The organism is Thioalkalivibrio halophilus (genome assembly GCF_001995255.1).
In the GTDB taxonomy this organism is placed as follows: domain Bacteria; phylum Pseudomonadota; class Gammaproteobacteria; order Ectothiorhodospirales; family Ectothiorhodospiraceae; genus Thioalkalivibrio; species Thioalkalivibrio halophilus.
In genome coordinates, this window is the sequence record NZ_MUZR01000011.1 from 47,942 (window position 1) to 61,089 (window position 13,148).

Sequence of the window (13,148 nt, forward strand, 5' to 3'; positions counted from 1 at the left end):
CGGCGGCGGTGACCCGGCGGCGGGAATGTTGCCTCTCGGTGGGTGACGGCCCGGCGCAGGGTTTATTCCGCCCCGGGTCCCTGCAGCCCGTGCCGGCGCATCTTCTCCCACAGGTTCTTGCGGCTGATGCCCAGGTGCTCCGCGGTCTGCGTGATGCGCCATTCGTGGTGTTCCAGCGCCTGGCGGATGTAGGCGGCCTCCTGCGCCTGTAGGTAGTCGGCCAGCGGAGGGCGGGATGCCGGGTCTGTCGCTTCGGTTGACGGGTCCCCGGAGGGCGGCAGGTGATCGGGGTCGGCCGGGTCGCACAGATCCGCCTCGCCCAGCACCGGGGCCGGGGAAAAGATGGTGGCCCGCTCCAGGCAGTGGCGCAGTTCGCGGACATTGCCCGGCCATTCGTGTTCCAGCATCGCCTGTTCCGCGTCGGCGGCCAGACGTCGGGGTTCGCCTCCTTCCCGGCGGGCCAGGTCCTCCAGGGTCTGGCGGGCCAGCCACAGGATGTCCTCGCGGCGGTCGCGCAGCGGAGGGATGCGCAGGTGCACGACGTTGATGCGGTAGAAGAGGTCCTCGCGGAAATCACCACGATCAACGTACTCGCGCAGGTTGCGATGGGTGGCACAGACCAGCCGCAGGTTCACGTCGAGCGGGTTTTCCGAGCCCAGCGGAGTGACCTGGCGCTCCTGGATGACGCGCAGCAGCTTGGCCTGCATGGCCAGCGACATGTCACCGATTTCGTCGAGGAACAAGGTCCCGCCGTCGGCCTGTTCAAAGACACCGCGACGCTGGCGCGTCGCTCCGGTGAAGGCCCCCTTCTCGTGGCCGAAGAGTTCGGCCTCCAGGAGATTCTCGGGCAGGGCGGCGCAATTGACGGCCACGAAAGGGGCATCCGGATTCGGCCCCGCGTTGTGCAGGGCATGGGCGACGAATTCCTTGCCCGCACCGGACTCGCCGGTGATCAGCACGGTGGTCGCACGGGCGGCCACGCGTGGCAGCATCGCCGCCATGCGCTGCATCGGCAGTGACTTGCCCAGGGAAAGATCCGCTGCCGCAGAAACGGCATCAGCCGTTTGCATCCGCGGGTCTTCCTCGGCGCACAGTCCGCGGATCTGCCCGATCAGCGCGTCGAGGTCGAAGGGCTTGGTGATGTAGTCGGCCGCCCCCCGCTTGAGCAGGTCCACTGCGGTTTCCACCGCGCCATACCCGGTGATGAACAGGGTTCGCGGGGTCTCCTGGGCGAGGGTCTCCTGGAGTTGCGCAAACAGGGCGTCGCCCGTCAGGTCGGGCAGGCGGATATCGCTCACCATCAGGTGAAAGTGACGGTCGCCTTCGAGTGTCTCCCGGGCCGCGCCGGCGGTCTGGCACCAGGTGACTTCGAAGCCTTCCAGTTCGAAGCGGTCGTACAGCGATTCCCCCATGATGGGATCGTCCTCGACCAGCAGGATGCGGCAGGAAGATGTGGTCATGAGCGTTCCGAACGGTTGTCAGTGGGCGGCAGTGCGGGCTCCAGGGCCTCGGCCCGGGGAAGCCGGACTCGGAATTCGGTCCAGCCGGGCCGACTGTCGACGTCGATCGTCCCCTTGAGCTGGGTGGTGATCTGCCAGGTCATCCAGAGTCCGATGCCGCGTCCCGCGGCGGCTTCGCGCGGTTCGGCCCCCGGCGGGGCATCGGGTTCGAACAGGCGGGCGACCCGGTCTTCCGGGATGTGCTGGCCGGTATTGCCGATCTGCAGTTTCAGGGCATCGTCATCGTACCGGATGCGGCACTCGATCCGCCCGCCGTTTTCCACGGCCTGGGTGGCGTTGAGCAGCAGGTTGATGAGGATCTGCCGCACCAGCGCGGCGGGCAGGGGGATTGTTTCGCGCAGATCGTCATGCCAGTCGAGGCGCGCCTTCCTGCGCTGGATGTTCGGCTGGATCAGCGTGCGCACGTCCTGCAGGTCGGTGGGCGCCAGTGGCTGGCGTTCCGGACGTGCCTCGACCAGCAGCGCGGAGACGGTGTCGCGGATCTGCAGCAGCCCGCGTTCCAGCAGGTCCAGGGTGCGTGCTGTGCGGGCGTCGGTGTCACCGTGGCGTTTCTGCGTGCTGATGGCGTTGAGCATGCCGCCCAGCGGATTGTTGATTTCGTGGGCGATGCCGCCGGTGAGCCGACCGACGGCCGCCAGACGTTCCGAGGCCATGACCTGCTGCTCCAGGAGCTCCTTCTGGCGCAGTTCGGCGAGCATCTCGCGCAGGCGGCGGGAGAGCTGTCCGATCTCGTCGTTCGACTCCTGCAGCCGGCATTCCGGTTCTTCAGGGATGCGGTCACCGACGCGTTTCATGCAGTCGGCGAGGGTGGTCAGCGGGCGGGCCATGCGCCGCCCCCACCACCAGCTCAGTGGCAGGAGGGCCAGCAGGACCAGCAGGGTCACCGTCGCCGCGCGTTCCACCATCCCCACGAAGCGCGGCCAGTGGATGTCCCGCGGATAGCGCAGGATCAGGGTGCCCATCATGACCCCGTCGGCCATGACCGGCTGGAGCATGAAATAGTGTTCTTCCCCGACCAGACGTCGTGGAGCGGGCGGGGTGGCATCCGATGTTTGCGGGCGGCTGAACATGTCCTCGATGGCTTGCGCCACCGGGGTCGGGGATGCGCCGGCCTCCTCCAGCGAGGCGAGCATGCGGGTTTCCCCGGGCTGGCTGGAGACGAAGATGCGTTGCCGGTCGTCCACCAGCAACAGCTTGTCCGCGCCGTTGTCGCCCGCGACCAGGGGTGCGCGGATGATCTCGTAGGCGCGCCAGACGTCGTCGTTGCGCATCGGCTCGACCAGGGTCTCGCTCAGTACGCCACCGAGGATCTCGGCATTGTTGAACAGATCCTGGCGGAGCTCGTCATAGACTCGGGTCACGATCGCGCTGGTCAGCGCGATGGCCGTCACCAGCATCAGGGCCGTCGCCCGGGCCGGGATCTTGTAGCGCAGACTGAGGTTGGCCGGCGAGGGCCATTCAGATAGCCATTTCATCGGCGATCCGGCGCACGCTGTCGTAGAGCTCGGGACTCGTGGGGTCGAACCCGTCGAGCCCCAGGGCCGCAAGGATCCCGCGCCCCTCGTCGTGATCGGACATCGAGTCCAGCACCTCGCGACAGTGCCGGGCGTCCTCCTCGGGAAAGGCGTCACGCGCGACGATCGGCGGGAAACCGTGGTAACGCGAGCGCGAGACGATCCGGGTACGCGCGACCACCGCGGGTTCGTGTTGCTTCAGCATGTCCCAGACATAGCCATCCACGGCGGCTCCGTCCACCAGGCGTTCGGCCACGGCCTTGATGGCGTTGCGATGGGTCCACGACATGATCGTACGGGCAAAGTAGCCATCCGGATCCGCGCCGGTGGCGAAGATCGCATGACGGGGAAGGTGGTAGCCGGACAGCGAGTCCGGGTCGCTGTAGGCAAAGAAGCGGCCCTGCAGATCGGTGATGGTGTGGGTGTCCTGATCGGAGTCAGGAACAATCAGGTACGAACGGTAGAGGGGCCGTCCGTCGTAAACCGGGGTGACCAGCAGCCGTAACCGCTCTTCCTCGATCACATAGGGGTAGCTGCACAGCCAGGCGACGTCGAGGTCACCCAGGCGCAGCAGCTCCATGATCTCGGCATAACTCCCCCGCTGGATCAAGCGAACCGGCCTGAGCAGTCGCTGTTCCAGGAAGTGCCGCCAGCGCCGCAGCAGCGCTTCGCGGTGGTCGAGAAAGACCGGCGTAAGACCGAAACGCAGCACGCGGGGTTCCGGACCGTCGGCCAGCAGCTTTCCGGCCGGCGCCGCCAGCGCCATTCCGAGAAAACCGCGTCGATTCAATATTCCCTCCAGCCGAACTCGCGGCGCGCCCCTTGGGAAACACTATTGATCAGTGTTTCCCCTGGTGAACATTCTGTAACGTGGTGAACAGACTGTACACCGGTAAACGGGGCGGCCGGAACGGTCGTCGGTTCGAGTTTCAGTCCTTGATGGCCAGGACCGTCGCACGGATACGCAGCGGATGGCCGGCCAGCGGGTGGTTGCCGTCGAGCAGCGCGCCGCGCTCGGTCAGTTCCACCACCCGCAGCTGCCATGCACGCCGGCCCGACTCGTCTCCGGTGTACAGTGGCAGTCCGGGTTCCAGGCGTACGTCGGCGGGCAGGTTGTCGCGCACCGCCTCGAAAACCAGTTCCGGACGGCGTTCGCCGAAGGCGCGGGCCGCGGGGATTTCCAGCTCTTCCGGCTGTCCCGTCGCCAGGCCGAGCACGGCTTCGTCGAGCCCCGGCAGCGGGGGTGTTTCGGTCCCGATGCGAAGGCGGATTTCGTGTTCGTCCGCATCCAGTCCGGCAGTATTCAGAGGCAGTTCACCCTCGGGTCGGATACTGTAGCGAAGGTGAACGTGATCACCGTTGCGCACGCAGCGATCGGAGGCTTCGTGATTCGGCGGCATAGGGTGTCCCGTTCAGGAAATAAAAGGGTCAGGGCCCGCACGGGGCGGGCCGCCTGACAAGGCCCACAGGAGGAGCACGCTTCACCGGCTCCGGAAGCAAGACTCGGACCATGTTGAAATACGGATATTATTCAATGGCTTGGGGTTTTCCTGTCGGCTGTCGATTACCGCGGGGTAACATCGCCCGCGGTTCGATGGCGCCGGAGGTTACACTCCGGTAACGGGTTTACGGTGCGCCATGACCCCTTGTCCCTGACAGGCATGAGGGAAGAGACCGGCCCGAACCGGCGTCCTGTCAGGGTGGGGCCCGGACGAACCGGGCTGGACCGAATTCCGCAAAGAACTGGGGAGAACGATTGATGACGATGAACAGATGGCTCGTGACGGGGTGCCTTTCCCTCGCCATGGCCACCACGGCGGCCGCCGGGGTGGAGATCCCGGCGGACAGTGAACGCCTGAGTGATGCGCGCACCTCCGATCTCGAACGGGTGGACGCGCTGCAGCCCGTGCGCGTGGCCGAAGATATCTACGCAATCATTGGTTCCGTGGAGAACCGCACCTACGAGAACGAGGCCCTGAACGTGAATCTGGGCTTCGTGGTCACCGAAGAAGGCGTGGTGCTGATCGATTCCGGCCCCTCCCGGCGTTTCGGCGGGCTTCTGGAAGAGGCGGTGTCCGAAGTGACCGAAAAACCCGTGACGCACGTGATCGGGATCGGCGCCCAGGACCACCGCTGGCTGGCCAATGGCTATTTCGAGGAGCAGGGTGCGGAGCTGATCGCGCTGGAACGGACGGTCGCGACCCGACTGGACTTTGCCGACCGTCATATGGACCGGCTCTCGGGCGTGCTGGATGATCGGTTCGAGGGTAGCGAGCCGGTGGTGACCGATGCGCCGCTGGAAGGCGACCGGCAGGTGCTGGAGATCGGTGGTACCGAATTCCATCTGGAATACTGGGCGGATGCCCACTTCCCGGGTGACGCGGTGCTGTATCTGCCCGCAACCGACGTTCTGTTCTCCGGCGACCTGGTCTACGTCGACCGTATCCTCGGTATCCATCCGTGGAGTGACCCCGTGCAGTGGGTGGAAGCCCTCGATCAGCTGGAAGAGCGCGCCCCGGCCGCCGTGGTACCGGGGCACGGCGACGTGGCCGACATGGCGCGGGTGAAGGCCGACACGATCGATTACATGCGCTACATCACCGAGGGTTCGGCCCGGCACATCGAGGACTGGTCCAGCCTGGACGAAGCCGTGAACGATCTGGCGGATGCTCCGCAGTTCGAACATCTGCTCCATTTTGATCAGTGGCACCGGACGAACGTGAACCGGACGTATCTTTTCATGGAGTGACGGCGGCCCCGCTTCGCCCGACAGAGGCCCCGGTACCGGAAACGGTGCCGGGGCTTTTTTGTGTGCTTTCGTTGAACGCTCCCGGCGTCACCGTGAGGTAACCGGCGTCCGGCCGCTCGTGTACGCCCTCGTCACCGTTAAGTAACGCCGGGCGAAAGGAAAAGATCGCATGGCGCGCCATGGAGGCATTTCGGGAACACGGCATGTCCCTTGCTTCCGATCGGGTGATTGGTGGCCCCCGGGGCCCTGACTTTCCGAGCCGGAGCGTTCATGTCATCAGCCGATACCGCCGAAATCCGGTTTCGCCGGTTGCACCCGGATATCTCCGAACTGGCCTTTCTGGCCGAGGACTGCCTGCCGGCGCGTTCGCCGCTGTCGCGCTGCGATGACTGCGCGCGCGCCTGCCCGGTGGATGTCCTGACGGCGGTCAAGGGGAAGCTGGAGCTGAGCGATGGCTGTCTGCGCTGCGGACGTTGTGCTGCCGCCTGTCCCACCGGTGCCCTGCGCGCGGCGGATTTCCCGCGCACCGAGGCCATGCAGGAGATGCCCCCGGCCCGCGACGAACCCCTGTATGTGGACTGCTGGCGGGTGCCGGAGGAGGTATCTCCGGAAGGGGCCCTGCGCGTGCCCTGTACCGGCGGACTCGACGCGGGGGCGGTGGCCGAGCTGACGAGTCTGCGTGATGGCCCGGTGGTGGTGCTGGATCGTGGCTGGTGCGAACGGTGTCCCGCCGGGGGGGGTGCCCGCCCGGCGCAGACCGCCCTGGAAACCGCGGCCGCGGCCCTCGACGCCGCGGAGGCGATGGAATCGCTGCTGCCGCGGTTCGAGGCGCGCGGGTTGCCGCGCGAACGGGCACGGGGCGACGGCCCGCCGGCGCGTTCGGCCATGACTGCCGTGAGCCGTCGCGGCCTGTTCCGGCGCATGGCCGGGGAGGTCGCCGGAGCGCTGGACGACACACCCATGGAGGCCGAAGGCGAGGGCCCGTCGCGCCCGTTGCGCGATCGCATCCCCGCGCCCCCGCGACAGCGCATGGTGCGCGCGCTCGAGCGTTTCGATGAAACGCTCCCGGCCAGCCAGCGCCCCGGACTGAACGTGGATCAGGACGCCTGCTGTAACCAGCGGGTGTGCGCCTCGCTGTGTCCCACCGGGGCGCTGGAGGCCTTCGATGCCGAGGGCGGGAGTGGACTGCACTTCCGTCCGGAGGAGTGCATCGGTTGCGAATTGTGCGTGCGCGTATGTCCCGAGCGCGCGCTCACCTCGTACCCCGAAGGGGGGCAGTCGGGAGAACTGACCCGGCATGCATTCCGCCGTTGTCCGGAATGCCGGAGACCGTTCGCGGGCGGCGAAGGACGTTTCTGTCCGTCCTGCGACAAGAAATACGGCCTGCTCGCGGGGGGTGGCTACGAGCTGCTCTTCGGGCAGGCCCCCGATTCCCGGGCGCCCGATGGCTGCGGTGCCCGGGTACAACAGGCGAGTCGCGATGCGGCCAGCGCCGATGCGAAGACGAGAGGGAGTGAGAGTCCGATATGAAGAATATCCTCGAGAGCATGTTCACGCGGAGGCGGTTTCTGCAGACCTCCGGGGCAACCGGGGCCGCGGCGTTCGGCGCCGCCGGCATGGCCAAGCTGACCGGCTTTTCCGCGGTCGGGGCGGGCGGTGCTGCACCGTCGAATGCGGCCGCGGCCTCCAATGGCAGCTGGAAGGACCTGCAGATGACCAAGAACATCTGCCACCAGTGTCCGGCCCGCTGCGGTATCAATGTCTACACCTACGAAGACCCGTCCACCGGTAACCGGCGGGTGACGAGCATCTACGGCGACCCGGGCAATCCGATCGCCAATGGCAAGCTGTGCCCGAAGGGGCATCTGGGAACGTACTTCCTCTACGACCCGGACCGCTTCAAGCAGCCCATGCGCCGGACCAACCCGAACAAGGGTCGGGACGAGGATCCGGGCTGGGAGCCCATCTCCTGGGACGAGGCCTATGACGAGATCGCGAGCCGGATCAACGAACTGCGCGAGAACGGCGAGGCCCACAAGATCGCGCATCTCTACGGCCGGGGCTGGGGACCGAGTGACGCCGGCCTGTACGGCGACTGGGGCAAACTGGTCGGTACGCCGAACGCGGCCATCGGCCACGCCTCCATCTGCGCGGAAGGCTCCAAGCACGCCAAGGCCGCAGTCGAGGGCAACGCGTCGTACAACTCCTACGACTACAAGAACACCAACTACCTGCTGATCTTCGGCGCGGGCTTTCTCGAGGCCTTCCGCCCGTACAACTACCTGATGCAGGTCTGGGGTCACATGCGCACCAAGAGCCCGAAGACCCGGGTCACCACGGTGGACGTGCGCATGAACCCCACCATGGCGGCATCGGACCGCTACCTGATGACCAAACCCGGCACCGACGGGGCCCTGGCCCTGGCCATGGCCCACGTGATCCTCACCGAAGGGCTGTGGGATCGCGAGTTCGTGGGGGACTTCGACGACGGCGAGAATCGCTTCTCCACCGGCTCCACCGTGGACGCGGAGCGCTTCGAGGAGGTCTGGACCCGGGGGCTCGTCGACTGGTGGAACGCCGAGCTCAAGGACCGCACGCCGGAATGGGCGGCCGGGATCACTGGCGTCGACGCGGACGACATCCGCCGGACGGCGGTGGAATTCGGTTCCACGCGCCCGGCCATGGCGATCTTCGAGCGCGGCCCCACCGCGCACACCAACGGGGTCTACAACGGCATGGCGATCCATGCGCTGAACGCGCTGTCGGGCTCGATGTTCGCCGAGGGCGGGCTGTTCTACCAGATGGGCCCGTCCTATGCTTCCGGGCCGGCCGACGCGGACGACTACCGCGACGGGATCTCGCGGACCATGGAAGGCCGCTATCCGCGCATCGACATGGCCGGCACCGAGCGCTGGCCGTTCGCCGGGACCATGATGCAGGAGGTCGCGAAGAACCATAACGCCGGCGACCCCTACAAGCTGAAGATGGCGATGTTCTACACCACCAACCCCATCTGGACCGCACCGGATGCGCCGGAATGGGAAAAGATGATGAGCGAGATCTTCGTGGTGGATACCTCGCCGTTCCCCGGCGAGACCGCGAAATTCGCCGACATCGTGCTGCCGGAGTCGACCTACCTCGAGCGCCTGCAGGATTCGCCGACCTATCCGTTCGAGGGCTGGCCCATGACCGCTCTGCGCGTGCCGGCGGTGGAGCCGATCTACGACACCACCGAGTTCGGCAACATGATGATCGAGATCGGCAAGCGGATTAAGGGGCCCACCAGCGACTACTACCGTCAGGTGGATAACGTCGAGAACCTGCTGAAGCACCTGGCCCGCGGATTCGAGGATGATCCCGGCGACAACGGCGTCGACGGCTGGGAGGCCTGGAAAGAGCAGGGGGTCTGGTACAAGAAGCCCTACCACTGGAAGCAGCACCGTGGCGTGTTCTACGAGTGGGATGGCGAGGGCTACAACATCGAGATGACCGAGGAAGAGGTCAGGGAAAAGCTCATGCCCACCGAATCGGGCAAGTTCGAGTTCGATTCCTCCTACCTGCGCGCTGAGGTCGACTACATCACCCAGCATCTGAACGTGAGCCGGGACCGGGTCGGTTTCCCGCAGTGGCTGGATCCGGAATACACGGGCGGCAATCGGGACCTGCACTTCGTCACGCCCAAGACCCCGATGACCGCCGAGGGTCGCAGCGGGAATATCCCGCAGGCCACGGCCCTGATGCAGCCCAGCGTTGGCGGCAACGATCGCTGTTACGTGGAGATGCACCCGCAGACGGCGCGCGAGCGCGGCATCAAGGACGGCGACCGGGTCCGGATCACGGCGGATCTCGGCAGTATCGAGGCCTACGTGCGCCTGATGCCGCAGAACCGTCCGGACACCATCATCCTGCCCTACGAGCACGGGCACTGGGCCCAGGGGCGCTGGGCCGAGGCCCAGGAGCGTGCCACCGCACCGGGTAACCCCAACGAAATGACCGAAAACGTCTCGGACCCGATCTCGGGCCTGGCGGCCTATTACACCGGCCGGGTCGATGTCGAGCGCGTCTGAGCGCGCGGTCCGGAACGCAAGAGGAGACTAGAGAATGGCGAAATGGGGAATGGTCATTGACCTCGATAAATGTACGGGCTGCCAGGCCTGTACCACGGCCTGTGACATGGAGAACGACACCCTGCCGGGCGAGAGCTGGCAGGACGTTCTGTACTACACCGAAGGGGAGTATCCCAGTGGTCAGATGAAGTGGCTGCCACGGCCCTGCATGCAGTGCGAGGACCCGTCCTGCGTGCATGTCTGCCCGACCCGGGCCACCTACAAGGACCACGATGCGGGCGGCATCGTGTTCATCGACTGGGACAAGTGCATCGGCTGCAAGTACTGCATGATCGCCTGCCCCTACGGCGTGCGGTTCTTCGCGGATGAAAAGCCGCTGGTGGAGCCGGATCTCAAGGAGGTCTTTGCCGGCAGCGGCGGGCAGCTGTGGGATCCGCCGGGGCAGAGCCCGGATACCGACTATCGCCGTGGCATCGGCGTGCAGCCCAAGGGCGTCGTGTCCAAGTGCACCTTCTGCTACCACCGCGTGAAGGAAGCCCCCGAAGGGGTCCCGGACCTCGACGAGGATGATCCCGAGCTGGTCGATTACGTTCCGGCCTGTGTGCGGACCTGCCCGCCCAAGGCCCGGTTCTTCGGCGATCTCGACAATCCCGCCAGCAATGTCAACAAGCTGATCGGGAACAAGAACGGCATTCGCCTGAAGGACCACACCGGCAACCGCCCGCAGGTCTACTACCTCGGCGCCGGCGCGGGCATCCCCGCGTTCCAGCCCAAGTCGTAAGGGAGACGATTCATGACTGCGCAAGACAACCAATCGGGCAATCCGGCGCTGTTCACGCCGATGCTCTACGTCGGAGCGGCGATCGCGATCATCGCGTTCGTCTTTTCCGGCTTCATGCTGATGACCCAGGGTCACGCCGCATTCAACATGGATGCGAACGTGGCGTGGGGTCTGCCCATTTCCACCTACGTGTACTTCGCCCTGATGTCCTCGGGGCTCACGCTGCTGGCCGCGCTGGCCATGGTGTTCGGGTTCAAGCAGTACTACCCGCTGGTGAAGCGGGCCATCTGGCTGGCGATCATCACCCTGGTCGCCGGGCTTGCGGTGCTGGCCATGGAGATCGGTCACACCTTCCGCATGTTGTGGGCCATCCCGCTGAACCTGCAGGTCGAGTCGGCCATGTTCTGGATGGGCGTGTTCTATCTGGCGGATCTGATCTTCCTGCTGTGGAAGTTCCAGCGCATGGAACGCGGCGACTGGAGCAGCAAGCTCAGCCGTCAGGTCGGAATCGCGGGTTTCATCGCCGTGGTGCTGGCCGCCGGGACGCTGGCGCTGGTGTTCGGCATGATGAGCATGCGTCCGTTCTGGTACGACCCGACCCTGCCGGTGTGGTTCTACGCCACCGCCGCGCTGACCGGTGTCGCCGGTCTGGTGTTCTTCACCTACCTGAGCTACGGCATGAATACCGAACGCATGCCGAAGGCGCTGCGCATGGACATGGAAGGCCCGCTGCCGCGGCTGTTCCTGATCCTGCTGTTCATCACCCTGGTGATGTTCCTGGCGCGTCTGACCACCGGGCTGTATGCCAATGCGACCGAAGTGAACGTGGTGTGGGCGGACTACCTGCTGGCTTCGGGCTGGTTCCATCTCGGCGTGTGGGGCGGCATCCTGCTGCCGTTCGTGCTGTTGCTGGCACGCGGCCTGCGCCAGTCGCCGGCGATCCAGATGCTGGCCGCCGTGCTGGTGCTGGTGGGCATGTTCATCGAGCGCCTGTACTTCGTGGTTGGCGGTCAGGTGGTCCCGCTGTTCAAGGGCACCTGGGAGCGTGACCTGGTGGCCTACGTGCCGTCGCCGACGGAATGGGTGCTGACCGTCATGGGTATCGCCCTGGTCTTCGCCCTGTATGCCCTGGGCGAGCGGCTGTTCAACCTGAGCGACATGCCGCAGGCAGAGCCGGGCGAGGCCGAAGCCGAACCCGAAGCCACGGCCGAAGCACGCTCTTGAGCGGCCGGCCATCCGCGTGAATGTGGCACGGCCACAGGGACGGGCCGGGGTACGCCTCCGGCCCGTTTTTGTATACAAGGAGCGAAAATGAACCTTGAAGCAACGCAAACCGAAACCGATTTCCTGGTCCCCTTCGGCGAGACCCTGCTCTGCCTCGGGCAGGCGTTCCTGACGCCGAAGGAATCCGAGCGGGCGAATGCCCTGCGGGACGACCTGGTTCCGGATCTCGAAGCCCTGCGGGAAGCGACCGGAGTCCCCGCAGCCGGGGAACTGGACGCCCTGGCGTCGGCACTGCGGTCCACCGCGGACGCCGAGGGCGGCCTGCTGCGCGTCTACAGCCGACTGTTCCTGGCTCCTCCGTTTCCGGCTCCTCTGAATGCCGGCATCCAGCTCGACGGGGCCCTGATGGGGCAGAGCACGGTGGAGATGGAACGTTTTTACCAGCGCCACGGCCTGACCCGGGACCGCGAATTTCGCGATCTTCCGGATCACCTGGCCCTGCAACTCCAGTTCGTCGCTTTCCTGCACGCGAAGGCCGCGGAGACGGAGGACCGGGAGGAATGCGCCGCGATCGCCGGTGATGCGCGCTATTTCGTGCGTCAGCTGATGCTGTCGTGGTTCCCCGGATGGCTGGAACAGCTGGACGAGGCGGTAACGCACCTCCCGACCGCGGAAGCCTGGCGCCAGCTGGGGCGGGTGACCCGCGAGGTGCTGGAGGCCGACGTGGTCTACCTGGAGGCCCTGGCTCCCGAAGTGCACGCCGAAACCGCCGCCAGGCCGTCGCTGGAAGAGGCACTGGACGCGCGCATGGCGCCCGAGCGCTCGCTGGAGGCCCCGGCCGCCTGCCGGGTGTGCGGCAAGGAATTCGCCATGGGCCGCGACATGGTGTTCATGCTGCAGCAGCTGCAGGCGCGCGGGCTGGAGACCGAACACCTGGAGGCCTGTCCGGATTGTCGTGCCGGCGAGATGGGACTGTCGGAAACCACGGTGGAATTGCCGGCGGCGGTGAGCAAGCATGTCTGACCAATCCAGGAACGGCGATCGGGGTCTGGTCGACCGGCACGGGAGGCGCATCGAATACGTACGCGTGTCGGTCACCGACCGCTGCGACCTGCGCTGCTTTTACTGCATGCCGGAGGGCTTTCGCGACTTCGAAGTGCCCGAGCACTGGCTGACCTTCGACGAGATCGAGCGGGTGATGGCGGCCTTCGGGCGCCTTGGCACCCGGCGGGTGCGCCTGACCGGCGGCGAACCGCTGGTGCGTCACGGCCTCCCGGATCTGGCGGCGCGGCT

The 13,148-nt window shown here is 66.3% G+C and carries 11 protein-coding genes; 7 read left to right on the forward strand and 4 right to left on the reverse strand.

Going from position 1 to position 13,148, the window contains the following annotated elements; all coding sequences use genetic code 11:
• Positions 1–62: 62 nt before the first annotated feature.
• The 4 genes from B1A74_RS04550 to B1A74_RS04565 form a co-directional block, all read right to left on the reverse strand.
• On the reverse strand, positions 63–1,460 hold the full coding sequence (locus tag B1A74_RS04550) for a sigma-54-dependent transcriptional regulator (protein ID WP_077243900.1): 1,398 nt from the start codon (positions 1,458–1,460) through the stop codon (positions 63–65).
• Positions 1,457–2,995, reverse strand: coding sequence for a sensor histidine kinase (locus B1A74_RS04555; protein WP_077243901.1), 1,539 nt, complete (start codon positions 2,993–2,995; stop codon positions 1,457–1,459). Before B1A74_RS04555 ends, B1A74_RS04550 begins: the two co-directional genes overlap by 4 nt.
• A complete protein-coding gene (locus B1A74_RS04560; RefSeq protein WP_244269167.1) occupies positions 2,979–3,824 on the reverse strand; it encodes a substrate-binding domain-containing protein in 846 nt (281 codons plus the stop codon). The genes B1A74_RS04555 and B1A74_RS04560 overlap by 17 nt, the downstream gene beginning before the upstream one ends.
• A 139-nt stretch (positions 3,825–3,963) precedes the next feature.
• Positions 3,964–4,434 (reverse strand): FKBP-type peptidyl-prolyl cis-trans isomerase, encoded by a 471-nt coding sequence (locus B1A74_RS04565; protein ID WP_077243903.1) that lies wholly within the window; start codon positions 4,432–4,434, stop codon positions 3,964–3,966.
• Between the two features lie 359 nt (positions 4,435–4,793).
• Between B1A74_RS04565 and B1A74_RS04570 the strand changes: the two genes are divergently transcribed.
• The 7 genes from B1A74_RS04570 to B1A74_RS04600 all read left to right on the forward strand — a co-directional run.
• Positions 4,794–5,783 (forward strand): MBL fold metallo-hydrolase, encoded by a 990-nt coding sequence (locus B1A74_RS04570; protein ID WP_024329953.1) that lies wholly within the window; start codon positions 4,794–4,796, stop codon positions 5,781–5,783.
• 270 nt (positions 5,784–6,053) lie between these two features.
• Positions 6,054–7,313 carry a 4Fe-4S binding protein gene (locus B1A74_RS04575; RefSeq protein ID WP_077243904.1) on the forward strand — a complete coding sequence of 420 codons (1,260 nt, stop codon included), beginning with the start codon at positions 6,054–6,056 and terminating at the stop codon, positions 7,311–7,313.
• Positions 7,310–9,850 carry a molybdopterin-dependent oxidoreductase gene (locus B1A74_RS04580; RefSeq protein WP_077243905.1) on the forward strand — a complete coding sequence of 847 codons (2,541 nt, stop codon included), beginning with the start codon at positions 7,310–7,312 and terminating at the stop codon, positions 9,848–9,850. Before B1A74_RS04575 ends, B1A74_RS04580 begins: the two co-directional genes overlap by 4 nt.
• Positions 9,851–9,884: 34 nt before the next feature.
• On the forward strand, positions 9,885–10,631 hold the full coding sequence (locus tag B1A74_RS04585) for a 4Fe-4S dicluster domain-containing protein (protein ID WP_341853163.1): 747 nt from the start codon (positions 9,885–9,887) through the stop codon (positions 10,629–10,631).
• A gap of 12 nt (positions 10,632–10,643) precedes the next feature.
• Positions 10,644–11,855: an NrfD/PsrC family molybdoenzyme membrane anchor subunit gene (nrfD, locus tag B1A74_RS04590; RefSeq protein WP_077243906.1), complete on the forward strand. Its 1,212-nt coding sequence runs from the start codon at positions 10,644–10,646 to the stop codon at positions 11,853–11,855.
• A gap of 87 nt (positions 11,856–11,942) precedes the next feature.
• Positions 11,943–12,878: a molecular chaperone TorD family protein gene (locus B1A74_RS04595; RefSeq protein WP_077243907.1), complete on the forward strand. Its 936-nt coding sequence runs from the start codon at positions 11,943–11,945 to the stop codon at positions 12,876–12,878.
• A partial coding sequence (locus B1A74_RS04600) for a radical SAM protein (RefSeq protein WP_143592227.1) occupies positions 12,871–13,148 on the forward strand: 278 nt, incomplete at its 3' end. The genes B1A74_RS04595 and B1A74_RS04600, both read left to right, overlap by 8 nt.